General features: G+C 65.6%; 27 protein-coding genes and 3 tRNA genes. 9 read left to right on the top strand and 21 right to left on the bottom strand.

Annotated elements, in window-relative coordinates; genetic code table 11:
• Positions 1-19: 19 nt before the first annotated feature.
• From dusB to JNB_RS04685, 3 genes are read left to right on the top strand one after another with little or no spacing between them, the layout of a single operon-like run.
• Positions 20-1,243: a tRNA dihydrouridine synthase DusB gene (gene dusB, locus JNB_RS04695; protein WP_009775266.1), complete on the top strand. Its 1,224-nt coding sequence runs from the start codon at positions 20-22 to the stop codon at positions 1,241-1,243.
• Positions 1,244-1,255: 12 nt separating this feature from the next.
• Positions 1,256-1,918, top strand: coding sequence for a YdeI family protein (locus JNB_RS04690; protein ID WP_009775265.1), 663 nt, complete (start codon positions 1,256-1,258; stop codon positions 1,916-1,918).
• A 27-nt stretch (positions 1,919-1,945) separates the two neighbouring features.
• Positions 1,946-3,172, top strand: a complete 1,227-nt coding sequence (locus JNB_RS04685) for a deoxyguanosinetriphosphate triphosphohydrolase (RefSeq protein WP_009775264.1) — start codon at positions 1,946-1,948, stop codon at positions 3,170-3,172.
• A gap of 24 nt (positions 3,173-3,196) precedes the next feature.
• Here the strand turns inward: JNB_RS04685 and JNB_RS04680 are convergent, their stop codons facing one another.
• Positions 3,197-4,615, bottom strand: coding sequence for an NAD(P)/FAD-dependent oxidoreductase (locus tag JNB_RS04680; protein WP_009775263.1), 1,419 nt, complete (start codon positions 4,613-4,615; stop codon positions 3,197-3,199).
• 125 nt (positions 4,616-4,740) lie between these two features.
• Here JNB_RS04680 and dnaG point away from each other — a divergent pair, with 125 nt between their 5' ends.
• From dnaG to JNB_RS04665, 3 genes are all read left to right on the top strand, one after another.
• The gene (gene dnaG / locus JNB_RS04675; protein ID WP_009775262.1) at positions 4,741-6,696 is read left to right on the top strand and encodes a DNA primase; all 1,956 of its coding nucleotides are present in this window, start codon (positions 4,741-4,743) and stop codon (positions 6,694-6,696) included.
• The gene (locus tag JNB_RS04670; RefSeq protein ID WP_009775261.1) at positions 6,693-7,214 is read left to right on the top strand and encodes a hypothetical protein; all 522 of its coding nucleotides are present in this window, start codon (positions 6,693-6,695) and stop codon (positions 7,212-7,214) included. The genes dnaG and JNB_RS04670 overlap by 4 nt, the downstream gene beginning before the upstream one ends.
• Before the next feature lie 122 nt (positions 7,215-7,336).
• Positions 7,337-7,409: transfer RNA gene (locus JNB_RS04665), tRNA-Asn, on the top strand.
• A gap of 59 nt (positions 7,410-7,468) precedes the next feature.
• Here the strand turns inward: JNB_RS04665 and JNB_RS04660 are convergent.
• The 4 genes from JNB_RS04660 to JNB_RS04645 all read right to left on the bottom strand — a co-directional run bounded on the left by JNB_RS04660 (position 7,469) and on the right by JNB_RS04645 (position 10,777).
• Entirely contained in the window at positions 7,469-8,356 is an 888-nt protein-coding gene (locus JNB_RS04660; RefSeq protein WP_009775260.1) for an amino acid ABC transporter permease, read from the bottom strand.
• Positions 8,353-9,024: an amino acid ABC transporter permease gene (locus tag JNB_RS04655; protein ID WP_009775259.1), complete on the bottom strand. Its 672-nt coding sequence runs from the start codon at positions 9,022-9,024 to the stop codon at positions 8,353-8,355. The genes JNB_RS04660 and JNB_RS04655 overlap by 4 nt, the downstream gene beginning before the upstream one ends.
• Before the next feature lie 99 nt (positions 9,025-9,123).
• The gene (locus tag JNB_RS04650; RefSeq protein WP_009775258.1) at positions 9,124-9,966 is read right to left on the bottom strand and encodes a glutamate ABC transporter substrate-binding protein; all 843 of its coding nucleotides are present in this window, start codon (positions 9,964-9,966) and stop codon (positions 9,124-9,126) included.
• Positions 9,967-10,036: 70 nt separating this feature from the next.
• Positions 10,037-10,777, bottom strand: coding sequence for an amino acid ABC transporter ATP-binding protein (locus tag JNB_RS04645; protein WP_009775257.1), 741 nt, complete (start codon positions 10,775-10,777; stop codon positions 10,037-10,039).
• Between the two features lie 140 nt (positions 10,778-10,917).
• Here JNB_RS04645 and JNB_RS04640 point away from each other — a divergent pair.
• Positions 10,918-10,991: transfer RNA gene (locus JNB_RS04640), tRNA-Ile, on the top strand.
• Between the two features lie 157 nt (positions 10,992-11,148).
• Here JNB_RS04640 and JNB_RS04635 read toward each other — a convergent pair.
• The 3 genes from JNB_RS04635 to JNB_RS21255 all read right to left on the bottom strand — a co-directional run bounded on the left by JNB_RS04635 (position 11,149) and on the right by JNB_RS21255 (position 12,348).
• Positions 11,149-11,484, bottom strand: a complete 336-nt coding sequence (locus JNB_RS04635) for a WhiB family transcriptional regulator (RefSeq protein ID WP_158306120.1) — start codon at positions 11,482-11,484, stop codon at positions 11,149-11,151.
• A gap of 1 nt (position 11,485) precedes the next feature.
• Entirely contained in the window at positions 11,486-11,659 is a 174-nt protein-coding gene (locus JNB_RS21435) for a hypothetical protein (RefSeq protein WP_009775255.1), read from the bottom strand.
• Positions 11,660-11,736: 77 nt separating this feature from the next.
• Positions 11,737-12,348: a hypothetical protein gene (locus tag JNB_RS21255; RefSeq protein ID WP_148232311.1), complete on the bottom strand. Its 612-nt coding sequence runs from the start codon at positions 12,346-12,348 to the stop codon at positions 11,737-11,739.
• 927 nt (positions 12,349-13,275) lie between these two features.
• On the opposite strand from JNB_RS21255, the gene JNB_RS04620 reads away from it, so the two are divergent.
• Positions 13,276-14,217 carry a hypothetical protein gene (locus JNB_RS04620; RefSeq protein ID WP_009775252.1) on the top strand — a complete coding sequence of 314 codons (942 nt, stop codon included), beginning with the start codon at positions 13,276-13,278 and terminating at the stop codon, positions 14,215-14,217.
• Between the two features lie 56 nt (positions 14,218-14,273).
• Here JNB_RS04620 and xerC read toward each other — a convergent pair whose 3' ends face one another.
• The 12 genes from xerC to JNB_RS04565 form a co-directional block, all read right to left on the bottom strand.
• Positions 14,274-15,458, bottom strand: coding sequence for a tyrosine recombinase XerC (xerC, locus tag JNB_RS04615; RefSeq protein ID WP_009775251.1), 1,185 nt, complete (start codon positions 15,456-15,458; stop codon positions 14,274-14,276).
• Positions 15,455-16,132, bottom strand: coding sequence for a recombinase family protein (locus JNB_RS04610; RefSeq protein ID WP_009775250.1), 678 nt, complete (start codon positions 16,130-16,132; stop codon positions 15,455-15,457). The genes xerC and JNB_RS04610 overlap by 4 nt, the downstream gene beginning before the upstream one ends.
• Positions 16,129-16,464: a hypothetical protein gene (locus JNB_RS04605; protein WP_009775249.1), complete on the bottom strand. Its 336-nt coding sequence runs from the start codon at positions 16,462-16,464 to the stop codon at positions 16,129-16,131. Before JNB_RS04605 ends, JNB_RS04610 begins: the two co-directional genes overlap by 4 nt.
• The gene (locus tag JNB_RS04600; protein WP_040883606.1) at positions 16,461-16,934 is read right to left on the bottom strand and encodes a hypothetical protein; all 474 of its coding nucleotides are present in this window, start codon (positions 16,932-16,934) and stop codon (positions 16,461-16,463) included. Before JNB_RS04600 ends, JNB_RS04605 begins: the two co-directional genes overlap by 4 nt.
• 135 nt (positions 16,935-17,069) lie before the next feature.
• A complete protein-coding gene (locus tag JNB_RS04595) occupies positions 17,070-17,408 on the bottom strand; it encodes a hypothetical protein (RefSeq protein ID WP_009775247.1) in 339 nt (112 codons plus the stop codon).
• Positions 17,409-17,852: 444 nt separating this feature from the next.
• Positions 17,853-19,391, bottom strand: a complete 1,539-nt coding sequence (locus JNB_RS04590; protein WP_158306119.1) for a bifunctional DNA primase/helicase — start codon at positions 19,389-19,391, stop codon at positions 17,853-17,855.
• A gap of 955 nt (positions 19,392-20,346) precedes the next feature.
• The gene (locus JNB_RS04585) at positions 20,347-20,712 is read right to left on the bottom strand and encodes a hypothetical protein (protein ID WP_009775244.1); all 366 of its coding nucleotides are present in this window, start codon (positions 20,710-20,712) and stop codon (positions 20,347-20,349) included.
• A 187-nt stretch (positions 20,713-20,899) separates the two neighbouring features.
• Positions 20,900-21,271 (bottom strand): hypothetical protein, encoded by a 372-nt coding sequence (locus JNB_RS04580; RefSeq protein ID WP_009775243.1) that lies wholly within the window; start codon positions 21,269-21,271, stop codon positions 20,900-20,902.
• A complete protein-coding gene (locus JNB_RS21430) occupies positions 21,271-21,447 on the bottom strand; it encodes a hypothetical protein (protein WP_009775242.1) in 177 nt (58 codons plus the stop codon). Before JNB_RS21430 ends, JNB_RS04580 begins: the two co-directional genes overlap by 1 nt.
• Position 21,448: 1 nt before the next feature.
• A complete protein-coding gene (locus JNB_RS04575; RefSeq protein WP_009775241.1) occupies positions 21,449-21,682 on the bottom strand; it encodes a hypothetical protein in 234 nt (77 codons plus the stop codon).
• A gap of 273 nt (positions 21,683-21,955) precedes the next feature.
• Positions 21,956-22,267 (bottom strand): hypothetical protein, encoded by a 312-nt coding sequence (locus JNB_RS04570; protein ID WP_009775240.1) that lies wholly within the window; start codon positions 22,265-22,267, stop codon positions 21,956-21,958.
• Entirely contained in the window at positions 22,264-22,443 is a 180-nt protein-coding gene (locus JNB_RS04565) for a helix-turn-helix domain-containing protein (RefSeq protein ID WP_009775239.1), read from the bottom strand. The genes JNB_RS04570 and JNB_RS04565 overlap by 4 nt, the downstream gene beginning before the upstream one ends.
• Before the next feature lie 447 nt (positions 22,444-22,890).
• On the opposite strand from JNB_RS04565, the gene JNB_RS21250 reads away from it, so the two are divergent.
• A tRNA-OTHER gene (locus JNB_RS21250) sits at positions 22,891-22,973 on the top strand.
• Positions 22,974-23,040: 67 nt separating this feature from the next.
• Here JNB_RS21250 and JNB_RS04560 read toward each other — a convergent pair.
• Positions 23,041-24,222, bottom strand: coding sequence for a hypothetical protein (locus JNB_RS04560; protein ID WP_009775238.1), 1,182 nt, complete (start codon positions 24,220-24,222; stop codon positions 23,041-23,043).
• Between the last annotated feature and the right edge of the window lie 244 nt (positions 24,223-24,466).

The following is a 24,466-nucleotide window of genomic DNA, read 5'->3' as shown; positions in this document are numbered from 1 at the left end:
GTGAGAAGATTGCGGTGTCATGAGTGCTGAAACCATCGGCCCACCAGCCACCGCCAAGCCCGTCCTGCCCCCGCTGCAGATCGGGCGCCACACCATCGAGTCGCCCGTCGTCCTTGCCCCGATGGCCGGGATCACGAACCGTGCCTTCCGCCGCCTGTGCCGTGAATACGGTTCTGCCGGCTCGGAAGCGGGTGGCGCGAGCGGAGCGACGAGCCTCTATGTCAACGAGATGGTCACGTCGCGCGCGCTGGTCGAGCGCACCCCCGAGACGATGCGCCTCATCAGCCACGGCCCCGAGGAGCACCCTCGTTCGGTGCAGCTCTACTCGGTTGACCCCGTGACTGCCGGTCTTGCCGCGCGCATGCTCGTGACCGAAGATCGCGCAGATCACATCGACCTCAACTTCGGCTGCCCCGTTCCCAAGGTGACCCGCAAGGGCGGGGGAGCGGCGCTGCCCTGGAAGACCGAGCTGTTCCGCGGGATCGTCAGCGCCGTCGTGCGCGAGGCCAACCCCTACAACGTGCCCGTGACAGTGAAGATGCGCATCGGCATCGACGCCGATCACATCACCTACCTCGACGCCGGACGCATCGCCGAGGGTGAGGGCGTCGCCGCTGTCGCCCTGCACGGAAGGACTGCGGCACAGGCGTATTCGGGCCAGGCCGACTGGTCCGCGATCGCCCGCCTCAAGGAAGCCGTCACGACCATCCCCGTCCTTGGCAACGGTGACATCTGGTCCGCCGAGGACGCGTTGGAGATGGTGCGCCAGACCGGTTGCGACGGCGTCGTCGTCGGTCGAGGCTGCCTCGGGCGACCGTGGCTGTTCACCGACCTCGCAGCAGCCTTCGCCGGCACGCCGACCCGGGTTCAGCCCGGTTTGCGCGAGGTGACGCAAACCTTGTCACGGCATACGCGTTATTTGATCGACTTCTATGACGGCGACGAGCTGCGGGCCTGCCGCGACATACGCAAGCACATCGCCTGGTACCTCAAGGGCTTCCCGGCCGGCTCGACCGTGCGCAACCAGCTCGCCCTCGTCGACGGCCTCCAAGCACTCGACGACCTCATCGGCACGATGGATCTCGATGCACCGTGGCCCGGCGATCCCGCCGAGGGTCAGCGGGGGCGTGCCGGTTCGCCTCGCATCGTCGCCCTCCCCGAGAACTGGCTGAAGTCTCGCGAGCTCAACGACGCCCAGCGCGATCAGATCGCGCAGGCAGAGCTCTCTGTCTCAGGTGGCTGACAGACTGCCTGCATGACCCAGATCGGTATGCCGGGTGGCTCGGTTGAGCGTCCGGCCACCTTCTTCCGTGACGCCGCGGAGTTCCGTGCGTGGCTCGAGGCCAACCACGAGAGCGCGACCGAGCTCTGGATGGGCCTGCGCAAGAAGCACGTCGGACCGGACCGGGGCCTCACGTGGGAGGACGCGGTGCCCGAGGCTCTCTGCTTCGGATGGATCGACAGCGTCGCCCAACGCATCGACGAGGACTCGACGCGACAGCGCTGGACACCCCGCAAGTCGACGAGCATCTGGAGCGCGATCAACATCGCCCACGTCGAGCGGCTCACGGCCGAGGGCAAGATGCTGCCGGCCGGCGTCGCGGCCTATGAGAAGCGCACGCCCGAGCGCAGCGGCATCTACGCCTACGAAGCCGGCCGCGAGCTCTCCCAGGCCCAGCGCGCCCAGCTGCTCGGCAACCCGGCGGCGGCGGCCTTCTGGGAGATCGCCACGGCCTCCTATCGCAAGGTCGCGGAGAACTGGGTGGAGTCGGCCAAGCGTGAGGAGACCCGCGAGAAGCGGCTCCTCCAACTCATCGACGACTGCGCCCACGGCCGCCTCATCCCGAGCCAGCGCTACGGCAAGATGCCCAAGTGGGTCGAGCGTGCTGGTGCGGCTGCGGCCGACGCGACGCCGTGACGGGTTCCACCGTTTAGGGTCAGTCGCGTGACCTACACCGCCGGCGACCGCGAACGCTGGGTCTCCGAGGACCCGGCCCACAAACGCGCCGACCGCGACGACTTCGCCCGCGACCGTGCCCGCCTCGTCCACTCGGCCTCCCTGCGGCGCCTGTCGGCCAAGACCCAGGTGCTCCAGCCGGGCAGTGACGACTTCATCCGCAACCGCCTCACGCACAGCCTCGAAGTCGCCCAGATCGGTCGAGAGTTCGGCGCCGCCCTCGGGTGTGACGCCGACGTCGTCGACACCGCGTGCCTCGCGCACGACCTCGGGCACCCGCCGTTCGGTCACAACGGCGAGACCGCCCTCAACGCCATCGCCGCCGACATCGGTGGGTTCGAGGGCAACGCCCAGACCCTGCGCATCCTCACCCGGCTCGAGCCGAAGCGCTTCCACGCAGACGGACGCCCAGCCGGACTCAACCTCACCCGCGCCTCCCTTGACGCGACCACCAAGTATCCGTGGTCGCGTGGTGAATCGCCCTCTCCCACAGCCAAATTCGGTGTGTATGCCGATGACCTGCCAGTTTTCGAGTGGTTCCGATCGGGTGCCCCGACGGGGCAGCGGGCGTTCGAGGCCGAGGTCATGGACTGGTCCGACGACGTCGCCTACTCCGTCCACGACGTGGAGGACGCGATTGCCTCCGGTCGGCTCGACCCCCGGCGGCTGCGTGACGGTGCCGACATCGACGCGGTTCTCGATGTCGCGTCGGCGGCCTATGCCGCCGACCTCTCCCGAGACACCCTCGGTGAGGCGCTGGAACGCATCATTGCCACGGACACCGTGCCCACGGCATACGCCAACACCCGAGCGGATCTCGCGCGGCTCAAGGACATGACCTCACGGCTCATCGGCCGCTTCGTCCATGGCGTCGAGATCGCGACTCGGGAACGGCATGGCTGGGGCGACCTCGTGCGGCACGAGGCCGACCTCGTCGTCCCTGATGAGATGCGAGCCGAGTGTGCCGTGCTCAAGGCGACAGCCGCTCACTTCGTCATGAACGCCGTTGAGCGGGTCGAGCTCATGGCAGGGGAGCGCGACATCATCGGTGACCTCGTGGCGGCCTATCGGCAGGACCCGACCCGGCTGGACCCTGAGCTGCGTGCGGACCATGACGCAGCCCGCAACGACGCTGAGGCGTTGCGCGTGGTCGTCGACCAGGTCGCCTCGCTCACCGACGTGCGCGCCATGCACCTGCACCGTCAGTGGGCCTGAGCGCGTTCGTCGCACGGCCAGACCTCAGAGGCCTTCCAGTGCGGAGCGTGCGGCCAGGTAGCCGCACATGCCGTGCGCGCCTGCTCCGGGCGGGGTGGCGGCCGAGCACAGATAGACACCGGGAACGCCGGTGGCGTAGGGGTTGAGCGCCGCCCGCGGACGGAACACGAGCTGACGCGGGGTGTTCGCGCCAGTGCAGATGTCCCCACCGACGTAGTTGGCGTTCTGTTTGCTGATCTGGGTGGACGATCGCACAGCCGTGCCGACAATCCGATCCCGGAAACCGGGCGCATACCGCTCGATCTGGCTGATGATCGCCTGTGTGGCGTCACCCTGGAAACCGGCAGGGACGTGTGCGTAGGCGTCGATGGGGTGCACGTCGCCCTGGGCTCGGCCGGGATCGGCCAAGGACTGCTGGCCCAGAAGCACGAATGGTCGCTCGGGCATCCGTCCGCGCCAGGTCTCACGCTCCGCAGCCCCGATCTCGGCGAGAGTCCCTCCGAGATGCACGGTGCCCGCGCGACGCGTGGGCTCATACGTCCAGGGAATGCCTCCCTGCACCGCGAACGCGACCTGAAACGCTCCGGTGCCGTGGCGGTAGCGCTCGTACGCCCGTCGGACCCGCTGGGGGAGTCGGTCGCCGATGATGCCGACGGCGGCACGGGGTGAGGTGTCGAGAAGGACGAGCTCGGCCTCGTGCTCCTTCCTCACGGCGTCCAACGAGGTGACCCTCTCTCCCGTGATGACCCTGCCGCCGTTCTGGGCGAGCAGAGTGATCATCGCGTCGGTGATCGCCCGGGATCCCCCAACGGCCACCGGCCAGCCGTAGCGGTGGGCGGCGGTCCCCAGTGCCACACCGATGGCCGAGCTGAAGGATGAACCCAGAGGCCGGAAGGCATGCGCGGCAACCCCCGCCCAGAGCGCCTGCGCCTCCTCGGTACGGAAGTTGCGCGCCAGCAGAGTCGCGGGCATGGCAGACAACGATCCGAAGCCCGCGAGGGCGAAAGGGTGGCGGGGCAGGTGCAGCATCGGCTGGAGGAACTCGGTGACGATCTTGTCGAAGCGTCGATCCAGCGGACCGAAGACGCGCCGGTATCGTCCGGCGTCGTGCCCGAGCCCCTCAGCGGTCGCTTCGAGCGAGCGCACCACACTGCTGCCGCGGCCGCCCTCGAGGGGATGGGCGTACTGGACCTCGGACCACGCCCAGCGCAGGCCCGCTGCCTTGAGGTCCACGCTGCGTGAGAAGGCGTTGTCCACGGCCAGTGGGTGGAAGCCCGAGCACTCGTCGTGGAGCACCCCGGGGACGGTGGCCTCGACCGACCGAGTGCCGCCGCCGGGGGTTGCCGCAGCTTCCAGGACCGTGACGTCGACCCCGGCCACGGCAAGGGTGAGCGCAGCGGCGAGTCCGTTCGGTCCGCTTCCGACCACGATGGCGCGAGTCATGGGCGCAACCTACGCCGACGTCGGCGCCGTGGGTTCCGGGGCTGGGGACACGACGGCTCGCACGAAAGGGCAGCGCGGCATACTGAAGGCCCACACAGGAGCACACGAAAACGGGAGGAGCGCGCGTGGCGGGTCGGATCAACGCTGACGACATCCAGTCCGTCAAGGAGCGCTCCTCGATCGAAGACGTCGTGCGTGACCACGTGACCCTGCGCCCAGGTGGGGTCGGCTCGCTCAAGGGGCTGTGCCCGTTCCACGACGAGAAGACGCCGTCGTTCACCGTGCGTCCGGCCGTGGGGGCCTATCACTGCTTCGGCTGCGGGGAGGGCGGCGACGTCATCTCGTTCGTCCAGAAGGTCGAGCACCTGACGTTCTCCGAGACGATCGAGCGGCTCGCGGCCAAGATCGGCATGGAGCTGCGCTACGAGGAGGGTGGCGGTCCGCGCGAGGGCGGGATCGGCAAGCGCTCGCGGCTCATCGAGGCCCACCGTGTGGCGGAGGAGTTCTACTCTGCCGCTCTCGTCGACCGGCCCGATGCCCGGCCCGCACGTGACTTCATCCGCGACCGTGGATTCAACCGCGCGATCGCGGAGCAGTTCGGCATGGGCTTCGCTCCCCGCGGCGGTGAGGACCTGACCCGGCACCTGCGTGAGAAGGGGTTCAGCGAGGACGAGATGGTCACCGCGGGCCTGTCCGGGCGGGGGAGTCGCGGACTCTACGACCGCTTCCGCGGGAGGCTCATGTGGCCGATCCGCGACGTCACCGGCGACACGGTGGGGTTCGGTGCGCGACGGCTGCTCGACGACGACCGGATTGCGGCGAAGTACCTCAACACCTCCGAGACGCCGATCTACAAGAAGTCGATGGTGCTCTACGGCCTCGACGCCGCGAAGAAGGCCATCGCCGGCGACCGGCAGGCCGTCATCGTCGAGGGCTACACCGACGTCATGGCCGCGCAGCTCTCCGGCGTCGCGGGCGCCGTCGCGACGTGTGGCACGGCCTTCGGCATCGACCACATCAAGATCCTGCGCCGCATCATGCGCGACGAGGCCGACGGTGCCCCCGCCAAGGTGATCTTCACGTTCGACGGTGACGCGGCCGGGCAGAAGGCCGCGATGAAGGCGTTCGGTGAGGACCAGCGGTGGGCGTCTCAGTCCTTCGTCGCCGTGGCACCCGATGGCATGGACCCGTGCGACCTCCGCCTCGCCAAGGGTGGCGAGGCGGTCAAGGCGCTCGTCGACGACGCCGTGCCGATGTTCGAGTTCGCGGTGCGCACGACCATGAAGCGCTTCGACCTCGAGACCCCCGAGGGCCGCGTCCAGGCCATGCAGGCCGTCGCGCCGATCATCAACTCCATCCGCGACTCGTCCTTGCGTCCCGAATACATGCGCAGCGTCGCCGGCATGCTCGGCGTCGAGGTCGAGCAGGTTCTCAACGAGGTCCAGCGCGCCGGGCGCATCAAGGCCCGTGAAGGCGCGGACGCCGCTTCGGGCCCGTCCGGTCGAGCAGCGGACCGCACGCCGGCCTCGACCGACGACGTTCCCGAACCCAACGCCCAGGAGGGTGCGTCCGCGCTGCCCCCGCCCAACCTGCGCGACCCCGTGGTCAACAACGAGCGCCAGCTCCTCCAAGCGCTCCTGCAGTACCCCACGCGCTTCACGACCGAGACGATCGACGCGATCCCGCCGGTGGCCTTCACCGCTCCGGCGCACTCGGCGATCTTTGACGGGGTTCGCACCGTCGCCGGTCGCGCGGCCGACCTGTCGACAGCGGGGTGGGTTGCTGCCGTGAGCGAGGCCGCCTCCCTTGCTGTGCGTGGCTTGTTGGCCGAGCTGTCGGTGGCACCCCTGCCGACGAAGGTCGACCCGACGAGTGGCCTCCCGCCGCAGCGCTACCTCGAGTCGCTGGTCATCGGCGTCCACGACTCCGGCCTCAGCCGTCAGATCGCCGACGAGACCGCCGCGATCCGCCGCCTGCAGAACACACCCGAACCCGACCAGGAGGCCCTGCGTGCCCGTTCCCGCCGACTCATCGAGCTCGAGATGAACCGCGCCCGACTGCGCGATCGGCTCACCTCATGAAGTTCGGGCGACTGGGCCGGCGCGGACCCGAGGTGCCCTCCGAGGTCACCACGGCCTTGGGGGAGCGAGCCACAGACGTCCTCTCAGTCGTGCGCGACGCGCGCTCCACGGCATACATCGTCGCGACCAGAACGCACGTGTATGCCGTCCGTGACAGTTCCGTGGTCCTCGACCGTCAGTGGCACATGGTCGACACCGGCACATGGGACGACGCGACGGCTCGCCTGACGGTCAACTGGGTCGACAAGGCGCCTGCATCGGTCTGGGAGCTCGGCGCCGACCCCGGGACCTTCCCGCAGGTGCTTCGTGAGCGGGTCCAGGCCACGGTCGTCCTCTCCGACGAGGTCGACCTCGGGGACAAGCGGCGGGCCCGCGTCGTCGTCCGCAAGGACCTCGCCAACGGTGCGCTGATGGGTCAGACGATCCTCGGACGTGGAGTGCGCTCCACGGATCCGGGTGTTCGTGAGGAGACTCGAGCGGCCCTCGACCGGCTGCGGGAGCAGGTCGGCCTCGACTGAACGGCGCCTCGCGAGTGAGGTCGGTCGGGCCGTTTTCGTGACAGGCCCCACCCTTTGCTATCGTTGCGCAGCGCGCCGCCCGCGGCACGCTGTGCAAGGAATGTTGGCACTGATTTTTCCATTCCCCTGTAGCTCAATTGGCAGAGCAGCCGACTGTTAATCGGCAGGTTGTTGGTTCGAGTCCAACCGGGGGAGCAGTACGACGAAGGGCCCGGATCATTGTGATCCGGGCCCTTCGTGGTGGTGCGGTCGCCTCAATGACCGCCAGTGTTCGCGGTTTCTACGGCCGGGACGCCGGGGATTCCCTGCGCCTTCAGGGTGGGTCGACCACGACGGGACAGCCGGTGCTCGACGTAGATGGCCAACCTGGACAACGAGTAGTTGATCAGGATGAAGACGATCGCTACGACGATGTAGGCAGGCACTGTGTTGGCGAAGTTGGAGCCGAGGATCTTGCCGCCGCTGAGCAACTCGGAGTAGGTGATCTGATAGCCGAGCGCGGAGTCCTTGAGGACCGTCACGAACTGACCGATGAGGGCGGGGAGCATGGCCGTCAGTGCCTGCGGCAGCTGGATGGAGCGGAGCACCTGTCCCGTGGTGAGACCCACAGCAAGGCCCGCTTCGCCCTGCCCCTTGGGCAACGAATACACACCAGAGCGCACGAGTTCAGCGATGACGGCACCGTTGTAGAGGGTGAGTGCCGTGATGACGGCGGCCAACGGGTTGATGTCGCTGGCGAAGACCGAGTTCTGCGCGTAGAGGCCGAAGGCGAAGATCATCATGATGAGGACGGGCACGGAGCGAAAGAACTCAACGACCGCGCCGCACAGCCAACGGATGGGCGCGATGGTGGAGAGCCGGCCGATGCCGAAGATCAGGCCGAAGGTGCCGGCCAAGACGATGGAGATGGCCGCGGCTTTGAGCGTGCCCCACAGCCCGGGCACCAGGTAGTCGCGCCAGACGGCCCGATCGGTGACGAACGGCTTCCACATCGCGCCCTGCAGCTGGTTGGCGTCTGCCATCTTGCGAAGGACGACCCACGCGGCCACGAGCATCAGAAGGACGCCAACCCCGGCGAGGACCGCGTGGCGTCGTCGGGCCTGCGGGCCGGGAGCGTCGAAGAGAACGTTCTGCGCACTCATCGCTTCACCGCCAGTCGACGGGAGAGAGCTGTGAAGGCTGTCCCAAGCGGGAGGGTGAGGATGACGAAGCCCAGGGCGAAGATCAGGAAGATGGTGATCCCGCTGCCCTCGTTCTCGATGATGACGTTCATGGCGTTGGTGGCTTCGCCCACTCCGATGACGGCTGCCACGGTGGTGTTCTTGGTGAGCGCGATGATCGTTGACCCGATGGGTGCGATCGCGCCACGGAAGGCCTGCGGGAGGAGCACCTCGCGCATGCTCTGCCCGAAGGTCAGGCCGATGGCCCGCGCGGCTTCAGCCTGCCCGAGAGGGACGGTGTTGACGCCCGAGCGCAGGGCCTCACAGATGAACGCACCGTGGTAGATCGACAGCACAACCACTGCCCACCTGAAGGCGTTGCCCTGGATGTCGGTCGGGTCAAGGTTGATCCCGAGAATGTAGGTCAGCCCCAGGATGCTGAAGACCATGAGCAACGTCAGCGGGGTGTTGCGGAAGATGTTGACGTACCAGGTGCCGAGCATCTGGAGGATCCGAACCGGCGACAGGCGCAGCACCGCGACGATGGTCCCCAGAACCATTGAGCCGATGGTGGACAGGATCGCCAGGAGGATGGTCCCCCCGAATGCCTTGAGGATGTCGTCACCGTAGGTGGCGAGAATGTCACCCATGCGTGCAGCCTTCCGTTGCCGGGTCGAAGTGGGTCACAGGCTCCGGTATGCCGCCCACTGAGGTGAGCGGACGGCATACCGGAAATGCGCTGAGAAAGATCAGGAGCAGGCGTCCGGCTTCGGCGGGTTGACCGCCGTGTCGACCTTGAAACCGGCCGGACCCAGGTTGGCGTCAACAGCCTTCTGCCAGTCACCCGAGTCGATCATCTTGGTCAGGGCGGTGTTGATCTTCCCGCAGAGTGCGGTGTCGCCCTTCTTGATGCCGACGCCGTAGCGCTCCTCGGAGAAGGTCTTGCCGACGACCTTGAGCTTGCCCTTGTACTGGTCCTGGGCCGCGTAGCCGGCGAGGATTGTGTTGTCGGTCGTGAGAGCGTCGATGCCCTTGGAGGCCAGAGCCGCCACGCACTCGGAGTAGGTGCCGAACTGCTGGAGCTGCACGCCGGGGAACTTGTCCTTGACGTTCTGCGCCGAGGTGGAGCCCGTGACGGAGCACAGCTTCTTACCCGTCAAGGTCTCGGGCCCGGTGATGGACGTGTCGTCGGCACGGACGAGGAGGTCCTGCCCGGCGATGAAGTAGGGACCAGCAAACGAGACCGTGGCCTTGCGCTTGTCAGTGATCGAGTAGGTCGCGAAGATCATCTGCACCTGACCGGTGGAGATGAGGGTCTCGCGCTGGGCCGAAGGTGCCTGCACGAACTCGATGTCACCTTCAGCGTGACCGAGTTCCTTGGCGACGTACTTCGCCACGTCGACATCAAGGCCGCTGTAGCTCGAGCCCGACTTGAGGCCGAGACCGGGCTGGTCGAACTTGATGCCGATCTTGATTTTGCCGGCGCTGCTGGTGCTTCCGGTGTCGCCGTCGTCAGCGCTGTCCCCACAGGCCGTGAGGCCGAGAGCGAGGGCAGCGGCTGCCGCAATGGCGCCGATCCGTCGTGCGTTCATCTGTGTTCCTCCTGTGTTGTCGGCACCCTGCGTGCCTGGATGTGACGTCGTGAAGTGCTGAGGTCGGTCCTCAGTGGGTGAGGATCTTGGCGAGGAAGTCCTTGGCGCGGTCGCTCTTGGGGTTGGTGAAGAAGTCCTCGGGAGTGCTCTGCTCGACGATCTGACCGTCGGCCATGAAGACGACGCGGTTGGCCGCCTTGCGTGCGAAGCCCATCTCGTGGGTGACGACGATCATCGTCATGCCGTCCTTGGCGAGGCCGACCATGACGTCGAGGACCTCGTTGATCATCTCGGGGTCGAGGGCCGAGGTCGGCTCGTCGAAGAGCATGACCTTGGGGTCCATCGCGAGCGAGCGCGCGATGGCGACGCGCTGCTGTTGGCCACCGGACAGCTGCGCAGGGAACTTCTCCGCCTGGTGGGCGACTCCCACGCGCTCGAGGAGCTCCATGGCGCGCTTCTCGGCTGCGTCCTTCTTCTGCTTGCGGACCTTGATCGGGCCGAGCGTGACGTTGTCGAGGATCGACTTGTGCGCGAAGAGGTTGAACGACTGGAAGACCATGCCGACGTCCGCGCGGAGCTGGGCGAGCGCCTTGCCCTCCTCGGGAAGCGTCTTGCCGTCGATGGTGATCGTCCCGGACTCGATGGTCTCGAGGCGGTTGATCGCGCGGCACAGTGTCGACTTCCCGGAGCCGGATGGGCCGATGACGACAACCACCTCTCCCTTGCCGATCTCCATGTTGATGTCCTTGAGGACATGGAGATCGCCGAAGTGCTTGTTGACGTCCTTGAGAACGACCAGGGGCTCAGTCATGTGCGGCAACCTACCGGTACGTGTCGCCCGTCACGTAGGTCCGCGCCGATGAGTCACCGATTCGCAACGTCGCGGTGCGGCTTTCACGCATGGGGTATGCCGTCCGCTCGCCTCCCGCAGGTAGGCTCGGCTCCGCTTCAGGGGCGGTAGCTCAGTTGGTCAGAGCAGCGGACTCATAATCCGTCGGTCCTGGGTTCAAGCCCCAGCCGCCCCACTCACATCCATGCAGGCCAGAGGCGGAAACTGGCACTCGCTGAAATCCAAGTGGCCCTCGAACCTGCTTCGGGGGCCACTTTGGGGCCATCTGCCACTTCGTGCCAGTCGATACCAGCCCCTGCCAGCAGGGCCTCTGAGCCGATGCGCTGGTCGGCTTATGCGCCGATCTGAGCCGATGCGGGTGCGTGGTCGGCCTTGGCTGCCGCCTGCCTGTCTGCGTCGGCCTGTGCCCGACGGCTCGCGACGTACAGCCGTGCTTCCTTGCCGCCAGCCCACACACCGAACGACGGCCCGACGCGTGCGCTGTAGTCGGCACAGGCGAGGAGCACCGGGCAGCGCATACAGATGCGCTTTGCCTCCGAGCGATCGTTGGTGCTCTCGCTGAAGAACAGGTCGGACCTGCCAACGCAGGAGGCGTCCTTCATCCAGCGGTGGTCGCCGCTGGACCGGGGGAATGCTGGGATGTGTGGCTGGCCCTTCACGTCTCCCACGTCAGCGACCCATGCGCTCGCGAGAGTAAGCACCACCGATAGGTGGCACCGGGTCGTCGTTCTCCTGGGCCTGACGGCGCAACTGCGCTGCCATCTGCTCGGCGAGGTTGAGCGGTCGCAGCTCGATGGGTGGGTCGTACTCGGAGTGGTCTGCGTATGCGTCGTCGGTTGCCATGTACCAAGCGTGGGGAACGCGGGCGCGGAAGTTCAGCGCGGATTTGACTTGCGGCTTCAACGGTGGGGACGCCCACCTCACTCAGACTTGCGACCGTCGTCTTGCTTCATGATGCTGGCGCAGGTCTGCATGACGACTCGGGTCAGTCGCCCAGCCACCGTGTCGCCGGTCTCCGTGCTGCTTTCGTCCGTGTCGACGTCGCGATCACGACCGGGCAAGATCACGTTGTAGGGGTGGATCGTGGCCCTCGCATCCGCCACTGCGTCGCTGACCCACGTTTCAGAGGCAGCGGACTGCGCGCGCGCTTCCAGCCGTGCAAGCGCGGCATTCATCGTCTGCGCAGCCGTGCGGCACTTCGACAACGGCCTCATTGGGTCCGGCATCCCGTCTGGCATGTCGGCCCGATCCCTCCGCTTCCAGTACTCGTGGTGTGCGTCCCATTCATCAAGGCCATCCCACGCGACCTGTCGTGCATCTAGTGCCTCGTTCAGGTCTTGCACGAGTGCAGCGCACATATTGGAACGGTCTTCGCGTGCCTCTCGCAGGGCTTGTACCTCGCGTTCCTCGGCCCGAACGCTAGCGGCCTCGTTGAACTGAGAACGCTGCTGGAGCCACTGCGCTCCGGCGACTACCAGTCCACCAACGCCCGCTGTCGCGAGGGTTTGTGCCGCATCCGCCCAAGTTGCCATGGTCTGAGTATCGGTCGACGGGGTCGCTGAGGCTCGTATCGGCACGCGGCAATGCAAGGGCTCGTGACCCGAGGCTCGAAACGGAGGTATCGACCCGGGCGAGGCCATTGCCACCGCTGCCTCTGCCTGTGGATGGCTCCACGGGACTGTCGGCAGCGTGTGTCTCAATAGATCCATGACGGAGATGACGCCGGGCAAGTTGGCGCGCGAGCTGGGTATCGATAAGCAGGCCATGTTCAAGTCGCTCAGCGACTGCGGAATCCCTCGCGTCAGGATGGGTGCGCATTTGACGGATGCGCAGGAAGCCACCTTACGAAGGTTCTGGAAGAGCAGACGCCGCCCTGAGTCCCGATCGATCCCTGTTCGCGCGACGATGCCGCTCAAAACGCCGGCGACTCCGCCCACCAGAGACTGGCCCAGGACGTGCCCGTGCTGTCAACGACGCTGGGTGCACCGAGGTGGTGAGGATGTGGCAACGACTGTCTGCATCGAGTGTGAAGGGCACCGAAGCCTGAATGGCGAAGACGACGCGCGCCGATTGGCCCGAGCCGAGAGTCACGCCGCGCTCTATTGGCGCGACAGAGCGGTTGCCCACGAGCAGTTCCGAGCGCTTCACGGAGAACGTCAACAGGCTTACAGGAAGCGCGCGAAGTGGCGAGCCGCTCTCGTGGAGGTCGTCCTCGACCACGACGAGGAGGAAGGCACTGAGGGGCTGTGCTGGTGCGGGCAGGCGTACCCATGCAGAACGTGGAGACGACTCGAGGAGGCGAACAAGGGCATCCACCGGCAGGTTGAGCGTTGGTCGTCTTGGAACTCAGATCAACTGGCGGACTTTCTATACGACGAAGACGGTCGTGATGACGAGCCTTCGGGGCAGGGCGCGTGACATCATCACCGCGAAGCAGTCATCGACTACGGGGAAGCGTGATGGACCGCACCGCTGAAGCACTCTTGCTATCAGAAGAGATCTTGGAAGACATTGAGCTCTCTCGCCTGTCTCCGATGCAGATCGTGATGAAGGCTAGTCGCCTTGTCAGGCTTGTGCCGAACGAGGACTTCGCGAATTTCCTCCGGTACGAGCGGGAGGGCTATCCCCTCGATGGAACCGATGGGGCCTGGCTCCGACGGGCAGGTCGCGAATCAGGGAAGAGCGAAGGCAAGTACTTCTTTGTCCCCTTGTCAAAGATCGTCGCGAACGCCGAGTCTTCGAAGGCTCGCTTGGATTCGGACAAGGGAGGCCGGAGCTTCTCGGGCGACTACGGTTCGATTGCGTCGACAAATCACGACAATCACCTATCGAAGCACGCCGAAGTCCTCGGAATGATGCAGAGCGTTGCCACGCAGGTGGTGACGACTGTTTACGACCAAGTCAGTGCGATGAACCATGAGCTCAAGTTCAGTGCCATCCAAGAGTCTCTTTTTCAACAGGCGCAGACTGAGGTCGATGGGACGCTCGGCAGCCTCGATCGAACGCTTCTGTCGAAGATCGAGAGCGTCACTGCTCGGCTGCGCGGCGGAGACGGCGAGGCAGTAAGTCAAGCAATGAGTACGTGTCGCCGCCTCATCGACGCGGTCGCGGACGCTCTCGTTCCGGCCCGTGATGAACCGGTAGTCGTGGATGGGCAGCCTTTAAAGGCTGGGCGTTCGAATGTCCTGAATCGCCTGCAGATCTGGGCGTACGAAAGTGGAGCCCCTAAAGGTCGGCGTGACCGACTGCGGAGGACCGTCAGTGACCTCTACGACCGTACGTCGACTGGGCTGCACGCCGAGGTCAGTTCAGGGGAGGCGCGGTTCGTGTTCTTGCAGACGTATGTCGCGCTGGGTGAATTGATCCGGTTAGCCCCAGCGGGCGCCGCCCATTCCGACTAGGTCCTCTTCGCGAACCGGCGCTTTCGGTTCGGGCCTCTTGGCCGTGTGGTTTCGCGTCAGCCGGTCGCCTTGGTGGCGAGCGGGACAACGGTTCCCGTGGTCGTGGGGGAGGAGCGCAGGGTGTCCAGCCACTCGCCCACGCCAGCGCCCGCGTCCTTGAACGAGTGGCCGTAGGTGTTGAAGAGCAGGTTGGCGTCGGCGTGTCCGAGCACCTTCGCGATGTCCACGGCGGACAGGTTCGGGTTCGTGAGCAGCACCGACGCGTAGAAGTGCCGCAACTGGTGGAAGGTCAGAGTGGGCAGACCAACGGCAGCGGCAGCGGGACGGAACACCCGTCGATAGAAGTTGCCATGACGGAACGGGGTCGTCCCGTCGCCGAACACGTAGGCGTCTCGGGCCTTGCCCATGGAGAGTGCGATTAGCCGGGCACTGAGGCTAGGCGGCAACGGCACTCGCCGCTTCCCGGCTCGGCTCTTCGGGGTCCCTGCGCTGAGACTGCCGCTGATGACGGTGACGGTCTCGTTGACCAGGAGCGAGTTCTCCAAGGGCAGAAGGGCGCTCACCCGTAGGCCGGTGATCTCACCCGCTCGGAGACCGGCATACGCGGCGACCTCCGCATACAGGGACCACTCAGCCGCCCGGTCATGCGGGAGGTCAGCCAGCGCGTTGAGAAGCTTCTCCACTTCATCCCTCTCCGGGATCGCCGGCTTGTCTCGGACGAGGCCGGGGCGGTCTACGTCAGCGCACGGGTTCGCGAGGATGAGGCGGTCTCGCACGGCAAGCCGGAGAGACTGGTTCAGGACGTGGTAGACGTGCCGCACAGTCGACGGGGCCAGCCCCTCCTTCAACATCGACGCGAGGAAGGCGTCCACGACTGCCGGTGTCACGTCCTTGACGGCGTGGGCGTGCAGCGGGGCGAGGCGATGCCGGACGATGCCCTCGTAGCCTGCTCGGGTCCTGGGCTTCCACTTCGCGGCCTTGCTGCCGTTGAGCCAACGGTCGGCCATCTCCTTCACCGTGGCCTTACCCTCGCTCGGAGCGATGAACGCGCCCTTGTGGTTGTCGGCTGCCGCTGCCTCTCGGATCTTCTGAGCGTTCTTCAAGCCCTTGATGAGTCCACCGACGCGCTTCTGCCCCACGCGCACTTCGAAACCTGCGCTTTCTTTGCGCCCGTCGGGGTACTCACGGAAGACCTCGCGGATGCCGCGCTCCCGCTTCTCGTACACCTTCTTGGAACTCATGCCGACTCCTTCTCTCGCGATGCCAGCGCATCGACTGACTCTTGGTCCAGCGCGTGCCCCTTCAGGAGCCGCCGGATGGTGGACGGTCGCCACTCGGCCGCACCACGGGTCGTAGGAACGCCTTCGGCCGTGAGCGCCTTGGCTACCTGTGAAGCGCTCAGATTGGCGCTGAGGGCCACCACTCGGGCGACCACGTCGTCGGGGGTGAGCCGGGGTCGGCCAAGCCGTTGGCCGCGTGCCTTGGCAGCCTGTAGCGCGTCACGAGTGCGCTGCCGTATCAACTCGCGCTCAAAAGCCGCGAAGGCCGCGAACACGTTCGCCAGGAGTTGGCCTGACGGGGTAGTCATGTCCACTCCGAGATCCAAAGTGATCAGCGACCACTTCTGCTTCCTCGCCTCGTCCATGACGGTGGCGAAGTCCAGCATCGAGCGGCTCAGACGGTCCAACTTCGACACGACCAGCCCATCGGCCTTGCCAGCGGCAAGCATCTCTCGGGCGTGGGCGAGGCCGGGACGGTCCAGGGAACCAGCGCTGACGCCAGCGTCCTCGATCCAGATCAGTTCCCAGCCTCGCCGTTCGGCCTCATCCGTGATCGCTGCTCGTTGGGCTGCAATACCGAGACCGCTGCCTGCCTGCTCGTCGGTCGAGACCCGTACGTAGGCGATGACCTTCATGACTCGTCCTCATCCACGACTGAGTAGCCCTCGTGGCCCGTCTCTCGCAGGTGGGCACTCACGGGGACGGCCCCGTCGACCAGCCCACAGGTGACGCACCGCGCCGACCACTCGCCCACGACGACGAAGCCGACGCTGCCGGGGTCGTTGACCGACGTCAGCCCAAGCGCGTCCTGAACCAGCGGCACGCACCGTTCACAGGTGAAGTCGAACGAGCTGCGCACCAACGTCAGCAACGGCACGCCGGTCTGTCCGCACAGGGCGACGCGCTTGCCCGCTTCGGCTGCGTGGGTGCTGACGGGCGCAATGAGGATGACCAGCACGGGCTTCACTTGGTCTCCTCGCGCGCCGGGAGGACGACCTTGCCGTCAACGATGGCGTTGTCGTACTGGCCCGACTCGACGTCCTGAGCCAACTGCACAGCGGCCACGAGACGGCGCACGGTGGAGACACTGCGCTCGGTGGCTTCGGCGACCTCGCTTGCGGACTTGCCCTTAGCGACCAGTGACGCCACCTTCTCGGCGTCCTTACGCTCGGGTGTGCCCGGCGCAAAGTAGGGCAGGTGACGAGCGGTTCCGACCTTGCGAAGTCGGTAGAACTTCACGTTGGCCCACATCGGCGCATCGGCGTTCTGCGGGGTCTTGGCTGGCGTAGCCGCCGTGGTTGCCTTGGGGGCCTTCTGTGCGTTCTGCGTCGGCGCGCTGGCTGCTGCCTTGGTTGCTGCGCTGGCGTTGGCCTTGGCGGCTGCCTTCTTGGCTGCGGTCACGGTGCTGGCCTTTGTCGTGTTGGTGTTCGTGGACATGGCGGGTGCCTCCTGGCTGGTGGTCGTGCCGGACGTTTGTCCGACAGGACCACCTTGCAGAGGATCGAGCGAGAAGTTCAGAACCGTGCTCACGCGAAAGCCGCTGCGGCACAGACCCGCTCACGAATCGCCGGGTTAGCGAGACGCGCGGTATGGAGCCGTGGGTGGAGAGGCGGTCGGGAGGGGTGCCCGGTCGCTGTCATCCGGAGTCGAGACCGCCAGTTCGCCGGCGACGACGTTGCCGTTGTCGTAGCGGGACGAGTAGTCCTGCCGGTTGGCGACAGCGACGTCTTCGCTCACCTCCGCCAGCACGCCCGAGACGAAGTCCTCGAAGGAGGACGACGTGACCTCGATTTCGATCTTGCGGTCGATGCCTGCACGGTCGAGCCAGTCCCGGATCGCAGCGAGACGCACCTGCGGAGGTACGTCCTCGTTGGACGCCAGTTCCTTGCGCATCCGCAGCATCTTCGGCACGCCATCGAGTAGCCGCTCTTGGGCCTTCCTCTTGACCTGCGGGGCACTGCCTCCATGCTTGTTGCAGACGGTCGCTCCCCTCACGGGTGAGGCAGCACAAGGGTCGCCGTTGGTCTTCCTGGCGGAGCACTTGACCAGCTCGGGCAGTAGCCCCAGCTCTCGACGTCGAGTCCGGTTCCCCTTGCTCATGCGACCAACCACCATGCATAGAGACGTCCATACCAACGCTCGCGATACCTGGCTCGACACCACCACGGGATTTTCATGACTGCTCCTTCTTGTTGAGGCCTTCGGTTTGTCTTGTTTGCTGGGGAGACCAACCGATGGGCTGGTGGCCCGACGGCAGTGGGGTCGGTCTGCCCCCTACGGGTGCAGCCAGACCGACCCAACTGGGTCCGTCTTGTGCGCTGAAGACGGACCGAAGACGGACCGGACTAACCGACTTCATGCGTCCCCCAGTACGGCTCGACCGGCGTCTGTCACGCCGAGAAACTTGGAGTTGTTCGGCCCCTTGGACACAGCCAGCCAGCCCTTGTCGATGGACTCCTTCACACCGCTCTTGATCGCCCCTGTCTCGCCCTTCATGGCGTCGTGGAGCGCGCCAGTGTTTGGCCCCTTGCCGTCGTTGAGGTGAGCCATCGCTGCCGCGACTCGGAGTGCTTGGATGGACGCGCCCTCGGTGCGCGCCTTAGCTCGGCTGACGAACTCCTCCACGAAGAGCGTTCCGTCGTCCTTGTCGAAACCGATCTGTCGCTCGCTCACGTCCACCCCACGGCCAGCGGCGCTCATGAATCGACGGCTGAACGTGTTGCCGTCCGAGTCGGTCACGGCCGATTTGGTGTAGAGCCAGCGCACGTCGGCCCAGTCGTCCACCGACGACGCACCGCGCACATGCTCTGAACCCTCAGCCTTCTCGGCTCGTCCGGTGTGCGCTGGCATCCACAGATCTCGGATGCCTGCCGCCTCCTTGAAGGGGTCGAGGGTGCCGAGCAGCCAGTTGCGCGCTTCGCTGTTGTCGTTCTCGTTGGCCAGCCGTGCAGCCGCGCCGAACGGGTCAACGATGAGCGCGTCGCAGCCTCGGTCCTGCAACCACTTCACACCCCATGCGAACGCTGACGGGGAACGCAGGTCGAAGTTCATGCCTCGCAGGTTGAGGACTGCGATCCGGTCAGGGTTCTCGATGCCGAGCGGCTTGAGATAGGTGTCGATGATCATGTCCTCGGTCAACTCATAGTTGAGCAAGGCGATGCGACCGTCGCCGGGGTTCATCCTGAAGTTGCCGAGGAACTTGTCTCCGTCTGCATACGACTTGAGCAGATTCATCATCAAGGTGGTCTTGCCTACCTTGTACTGCGCGGCGATGAGGCCGTTGCTGCCTTCGGGGTGCAAGTCCTCGATGGTGAAGCGAAGCGGCTCGCGCTCCTTCGTCAGCATCTCCGCGAGGGTGTGGTCACTGACAGGCGCGGAGAACAGGGCGTCTGCGCGAAGAACGGCCATGTGGTCCCTGACGCGCTCGGTAACGAGGGCGCGTGCCAGCGCCCTGTCGAACTCCGCCTGGTCTTGCTGCGCCCTCTCGTCCCCCTCACCCCACGGGCTAGCGTCAGTGAGCGCCTTCTGGACAGCCCCGATGCCGAGCTTGTCGTCGCTGAGGATGTCCCACACGTCGTAGCCGTCGGGGATGTCGTTGGACCAGTTAACGATCCGTACCGAGGAGGCGTGGGGAAGGAGTGCGGAGGCAACCTTCTGGACCTGCCTGCCGCCCTCGTCGTTGTCGTACGCGAAGACGAGGTCTTGGCCCAAGAGCGGGGTCATCCGTTCCGATGCTGGGACGACCTTCTCTCCGTTTGTGAAGCAGACGGCGTTCATGCCGAGCGCGAGCAGCGCGAGGCAGTCGCGTTCACCGGCTGCGACGATGACCTCTTCGCCCTGCCTGACGCCGAACGGGGCATAGAGGAACGCGCCCTTGCTTCCGCTCCAGATCATGGACTTAACGCGCTTCGCTGGCATGACCGGGCGGAAGTCGCGTCGGATGATAGTGAGCAGGTTCCCTGACTCATCCTCGACAGGAAGCCAGACCCGTTCCTCGTTGGGATCCCAACCAAGGCCAGCGTTGACGGCTTGCTCCACGGACAGTCCGACGCGCGTCTTCAGGAGGTCCAGTTGCTTTCGGTTACCGAGGAGGCGGTGCTGGGCTCGGTCAAGGGCGTCGGCCGAGGGCAGGTTGGGCGCTGGGCCGACGGCATCGGCGCTAGAACGGTTCTGTGGCCCTGACTGGTGCGCCAGCGCGTGCAACGTTCCTCGCGGCACGCCACGGGCCACCAAGGCTTCAGCGGCCTTTCTCGACCAATCGGTGTCAGCCATGCGAACGCTGCACTTGCCGCAGTGGCACACAAGAACGACGAGGCCCGTCTCTCCGATCGAGAAGGCGAACTTGTCTGGACCCTTGCCGGTTAGAGGGCACGTCCCTCTCCCTTGTCCATCGCTGCCCACGTACCCGTCGACGGCTGCGGCCACGGCATCAAGGCGCGAAGGGGTGGGTTTGCTAGAGGTGTCGCTCACGGGGTGTTGCCTTTCACTCGATGTATCGCTGCATTCGGTTGTGCCGCAACGCTGCCCATGCGCCGCACCTTCAAGCCTGCGCTAGCGGAGGGGCCTTCGCAAGGACGGACTATCTCGCCAAACACGTTGCAGCACAGCCGAATTGCTCGCGATATTGAGGGTTGTTCGGGCCGTCGGCACTCCGTAGGCTGGGTAGTGCCTTCACTCGGCACGGTCCCGCCCTGGACCAACTTCTGACCCGGCTTGTTGAGGACCCTCTTCCTCCGAGCCGGGTCAGATGACGTGGGGAGCCAGCCGAGGAGGAGCAGTCGGGCAGAGGCGCGACGCTGGCCCTCATAGCCCCGTCGCATCCCTTCCGCTCGACTCCCCGACTGGCCGTTCATGGGGTGGGCATCCGCACGATGGCGAGACCTGAGCCTTCAAGGTGGTTGAGGACGAACATCAGCCGCCACTCAGCGGAGTAGAGATAGTCGTCCTTGGACGTGTAGAGGTCGTCCAGAACTTCGAGGTCTCGCATCTGGGCAGCGCCGGCGAGGAATACCGTGATTGTCCTCCAAGCGACGACGCGCTCCTTGAAGTCGTTCCACTGATCCTCGACGAGCCAAGCGACCTCGCGGACCTCTCGGTACGGGCTGCGCCCTCCGCCCGCGAGGGCGAGGCCGTACCTGCTGCCTAGGTCGTGAACGTGGTCGCGGGTGATGGGTTGCTCTGTGGCACAGGCCTTCTGCACGCTGAGTGTGCGCATCTTCTTCTCCTTGGGTGTGTAAGCGAACGGCTGACCTCAGACGCAGGGATGACGACCCCTGAGGCCAGCCGTTCGACGTCGCTAGCTCTTGCGGGGCGGACGCGACTCGAAGCGCGTGGCCGCGAGGGTCGGGCCATATTTGGCGTAGAACCGATCGGCGTACGCACCGGGGTCCTCAAGGATTTCCTCAGCGCGTGCATAGCCGGTCTGGATCGTGCTGATGACGCCCCTGACGGTCCTTGCCGTCTCCCGCGTAGTACGCGATGAAGTCTTGAATCTCTTCACGGAGCGCCGCGATCTCACTGGCACTCTTCCCACGAGCCTCGGCCTGCTTCAGCCCTTCGATGAGCGGCTGAATGGCCTCCTTGCACTGCTGCTCGTGGCGCGTGCGGAGTGCGTCCGTCTCGGCAACCTCGTTGTGGCCCATGAGGGTGAAGTGGTTCTGCTCGTTCTTCTCGAGGTGGTCCCAGAACTGCTGGCGGGACTTGGCCTCGTTGGGACTCAGCCCCGGCTGGTCAAGGTCAGCGTGCTTGCGTGCTGCGAAAGCGTTGCTGGGCATCAGTTGCCTCCGTTGTTCATCGAGTACTTCTTGACGAGTTCGTCCGTGTTGACGCGGCCAGCGCGGCCAATCGCGTCCTCTTCCTGGAGGACCTCGACCAACACGGCGCGTGCCTGTCGGTCCAGGTCTCTTGCCATCTCGACGTACGACTCCAGTCGCTCGGTCTTCTTCGGCATTTCAGTGCCCTGCCTTCCTGAGAGTGTTCTTGTGTTCCTCGGGTAGTGATTCGGGATAGGCCGAGTAGCGACCCTCAGCGATGTCCAGTCGGTCCTGAATGAAGGCCCGAATGACCGCTGCTCGTGGGTGAGCCGTCATGGTGGCGACGCGGTCAACGTGCGCCAACTGCTCCGACGTAATTGCGACCTCCACGACGTGGTCGAACTGCTTGGGTCGACCAGGCTTTCCTGCCATGACTTGCTCCTTGCTGTAGCGGGCCGGTTTACCCCGGTGGAACCAGCCAACTGAGCCACCGGGGCAATCCGCAAGTGCCAATTCCGTTGTGGCAGTTGAGTTTTCACGAGACGCGGCGTCGTGAGACGTCGCTACGATTCGCAGGTTTCGCACTCAGCCGACCTGACCGTCGCAAGAACGGAGGTCGGCTGGGTGGGCTTGCTGGTGCTGTTCCACGGTCTGACGGCTGGCTGGCCCTGCTGCCGTGGGGATGGTGGCGCGGCAGGCCAGCACTCAGGCGTTCAGCGCGGGATACTTCCGACGCAGGGTTGACTCATCGAGGGCGGGTTGCCCGTACCGCCTCCGACCGCTGCCGACGAGCGGAGCCGTCGGGCCATGCGGAACGTCGCTGCCGAGAGACCCCTTCGGCCCCTTCAAGTAGGGGCGCTCGGTGACGAGCCGATGGGCCTCGCCGTAGATCTTGTCCACGTCCGGATCGCCGTCCTCGTCCACGCACTCGGTGAGGTCGGCGACCGAGACAGCAAGGTCGTCGTCCTGCCACGTAGTCGCGTTACGGAACACGCGCTCGACTTTTTCGGCGCTCATCGCGCGCCTGCCTTCAACTGCGCTGCGATGAACTTGTCGAGGTCGCTCTGGCGGATGCGAACCTGCGCACCAATCTTGAGAGCTTTCAGGTGACCGGACTCGATGAGGCGGGTCGTCGTCCGAGCCGAGACGCCGAGACGAGCGGCTACGTCCTTCTTGTTGAGCAAGGTGTCCATGTGGACCTCCTGAGTAGGAGGCAGCGGCTAGAGACGACAAAGGGCGCACGGCTAGACCACTGCCAATCTGCTGACAGTTGATCTGCTCGCGCGCCCGTCTCCATACGTCCCTGGAGGGAGGCCCGATGCTGGCCGCTCGTGGGTATCAGAGCCTCGAATACCGGCCTTGTCTTGGCTGAGCCAAGGTGGTTGCGGCGGAGGATGACTTCGCGGTCACACAGGATGTTGCAGGCGCAAACGTAGAGCACGGCGGCGGCTGAAGGCAAGCCGCAAGCCGAAGAGGATGAGCGACGCTGGCAAGCCGTGTCACGGTCGATCCACCCCGACTCAGGGCCAGTCAGACGTTGGGGGCCATTCTGGGGCCATCGGCATGCGAATCCACGGCATGACAGACCGAGACAGGCTCAGCCATGGAAAGGGCCTCTGACCTGCCTCGACGTGGTGTCTGGGCAGGCCAGCGGCCTACTGGCCCTCGGCCCTGAATCCGCCTCATAATCCGTCGGTCCTGGGTTCAAGCCCCAGCCGCCCCACTCCCTTGGACGACAGAAGGCGGGCCGACCCGGTGTGGGTCGACCCGCCTTCGTCACCTGCGCTGGGTCAGCAGGTCTTGCCAGACTTCCCCTTGCACGTTGCCGTGCTGGTCGTCGTTGCCGTCGTGGTCGCGAGGGCATTGGTGTTCAGGCCGTCGACCTTGCGGATCGTGCCGTTGAGGCGCTCGCCGAGGTAGATCGTTCCGTTGTGCACACCGATGGCCCAGGCGTACTCGGGCACGGTGGTCAGGCCGGTCCAGCTGAGTCCGTCTGCGCTGCGGTAGACACCGCCGCGCGAGAGGGCGTAGATGTAGCCGTCACCGGGGACGTCGAAGTCGAGCACGTTCCAGCTGGTCTGCGGCATCACCTGCGTGGCCCGGGTGCCGTCAAAGGCCATGACCCCGTATCCGTACTTCGTGCAGATGATCTTGCCCTTGAAGACCTCGACCGCCCGCGCCTCGACGGTGGAGCACGGAGTCACTCCGGGCATCGTCGACCACGAGGTGCCGTTGAAGACTCGCAGGGGAGCGCCCTCGAGCACGTCCTGAGCCTGCATGTACATCTTCCCGTTGAGCGCTGCGGCCCAGTAGTAGCGTTCGCGACCCATCTCGGTGCTCGAGGTGTCCTTGGACACGAGCGACCAAGTGGCACCGCCGTCGGTGGACCGGTAGGCAGCGGCGCCGCCCTTGCCGTCCACGACGTTCTTGGCCGACCCGACCATCCAGAGGTCCGAGCCGGTGAGGGTGGCGACGTCGAAGACGTGCTCTGCCGGGGCCGCGAACTTGTTGGTCCACGTGCCGCTCGCATTCGTGGAATAGCCCTGGTTGGCCGTGGCCGAGCCGGTCGGGTCACTCCAGGGGGCGTAGAGCTTGCCATTGATCTTGCGGAAGGTCGTGATCTCCTCGGTCGGTGCCGTCAGACCGGACTCCGCGAAAACCTTCGTCGTGGGGTCGAACGTGGTGACCTTCGTCGGGCCGCCATTGATGATGTAGTCCCCATAGCCGACGTAGAACTTCCCGTTGTCCATCGTCAGGCTGCGAATTGTCCGCCCGGACTCGTTGGGCTTCTCCATTGCCTGCGGACTCACACCGACCACGGAGGTCGGATAGGTCGGCAGGGCGGTCGTGGCTGGCGGGGGAGGTGTGGGCTTCTTGGCCTGGGCCGGTGCGGCGGAGAGGCAGCTGATGCTTGCGGCGGCGACAACAACGGCAGCCAGCAGGGGGCGGGCAAAAGTGGTGTGGGTTCCCATTCGTGGGTACTCCTCGTGGTGCTAGCAGGGGATGCCCGAATTCCGGGTGCGATCACAGCGTGAGGCTCCTAGTCATGCCCCGCAACCCGAAATGACCAGATGAGATAGTTAATGTAGGTATTCGTGCTCAGGACTATCTGGGAAATAGTCACTAGAGAACATTGTTCTTTATAACTAGTTACGTGCAGTAAGGAGAGCAGCAACGCGTGTGGTCTGAGTCAACGTGTGTCGCGCATGGTGTTCT

The sequence above is a fragment of the Janibacter sp. HTCC2649 genome (assembly GCF_000152705.1).
Taxonomy (GTDB): Bacteria; Actinomycetota; Actinomycetes; order Actinomycetales; family Dermatophilaceae; genus Knoellia.
The sequence above is the reverse complement of the archived record's forward strand: the minus strand, read 5'-3'. Positions and strand labels throughout refer to the sequence as shown.

Coding starts and splice junctions, on each gene's coding strand:
- JNB_RS04655 (WP_009775259.1), bottom strand. CDS start 9,024: ATGGGTGACATTCTCGCCACCTACGGTGACGACATCCTCAAGGCATTC.
- JNB_RS21430 (WP_009775242.1), bottom strand. CDS start 21,447: ATGCCGAAGAAGACCGAGCGACTGGAGTCGTACGTCGAGATGGCAAGA.
- JNB_RS04565 (WP_009775239.1), bottom strand. CDS start 22,443: ATGGACACCTTGCTCAACAAGAAGGACGTAGCCGCTCGTCTCGGCGTC.
- JNB_RS21255 (WP_148232311.1), bottom strand. CDS start 12,348: ATGGCAACTTGGGCGGATGCGGCACAAACCCTCGCGACAGCGGGCGTT.
- dusB (WP_009775266.1), top strand. CDS start 20: ATGAGTGCTGAAACCATCGGCCCACCAGCCACCGCCAAGCCCGTCCTG.
- JNB_RS04660 (WP_009775260.1), bottom strand. CDS start 8,356: ATGAGTGCGCAGAACGTTCTCTTCGACGCTCCCGGCCCGCAGGCCCGA.
- JNB_RS04575 (WP_009775241.1), bottom strand. CDS start 21,682: ATGGCAGGAAAGCCTGGTCGACCCAAGCAGTTCGACCACGTCGTGGAG.
- JNB_RS04680 (WP_009775263.1), bottom strand. CDS start 4,615: ATGACTCGCGCCATCGTGGTCGGAAGCGGACCGAACGGACTCGCCGCT.
- xerC (WP_009775251.1), bottom strand. CDS start 15,458: ATGAGTTCCAAGAAGGTGTACGAGAAGCGGGAGCGCGGCATCCGCGAG.
- JNB_RS04590 (WP_158306119.1), bottom strand. CDS start 19,391: ATGATCTGGAGCGGAAGCAAGGGCGCGTTCCTCTATGCCCCGTTCGGC.
- JNB_RS04650 (WP_009775258.1), bottom strand. CDS start 9,966: ATGAACGCACGACGGATCGGCGCCATTGCGGCAGCCGCTGCCCTCGCT.
- JNB_RS04580 (WP_009775243.1), bottom strand. CDS start 21,271: ATGCCCAGCAACGCTTTCGCAGCACGCAAGCACGCTGACCTTGACCAG.
- JNB_RS04585 (WP_009775244.1), bottom strand. CDS start 20,712: ATGCGCACACTCAGCGTGCAGAAGGCCTGTGCCACAGAGCAACCCATC.
- JNB_RS04620 (WP_009775252.1), top strand. CDS start 13,276: ATGGACCGCACCGCTGAAGCACTCTTGCTATCAGAAGAGATCTTGGAA.
- JNB_RS04570 (WP_009775240.1), bottom strand. CDS start 22,267: ATGAGCGCCGAAAAAGTCGAGCGCGTGTTCCGTAACGCGACTACGTGG.
- JNB_RS04690 (WP_009775265.1), top strand. CDS start 1,256: ATGACCCAGATCGGTATGCCGGGTGGCTCGGTTGAGCGTCCGGCCACC.
- JNB_RS04610 (WP_009775250.1), bottom strand. CDS start 16,132: ATGAAGGTCATCGCCTACGTACGGGTCTCGACCGACGAGCAGGCAGGC.
- JNB_RS21435 (WP_009775255.1), bottom strand. CDS start 11,659: ATGGCAACCGACGACGCATACGCAGACCACTCCGAGTACGACCCACCC.
- JNB_RS04645 (WP_009775257.1), bottom strand. CDS start 10,777: ATGACTGAGCCCCTGGTCGTTCTCAAGGACGTCAACAAGCACTTCGGC.
- JNB_RS04670 (WP_009775261.1), top strand. CDS start 6,693: ATGAAGTTCGGGCGACTGGGCCGGCGCGGACCCGAGGTGCCCTCCGAG.
- JNB_RS04600 (WP_040883606.1), bottom strand. CDS start 16,934: ATGTCCACGAACACCAACACGACAAAGGCCAGCACCGTGACCGCAGCC.
- JNB_RS04560 (WP_009775238.1), bottom strand. CDS start 24,222: ATGGGAACCCACACCACTTTTGCCCGCCCCCTGCTGGCTGCCGTTGTT.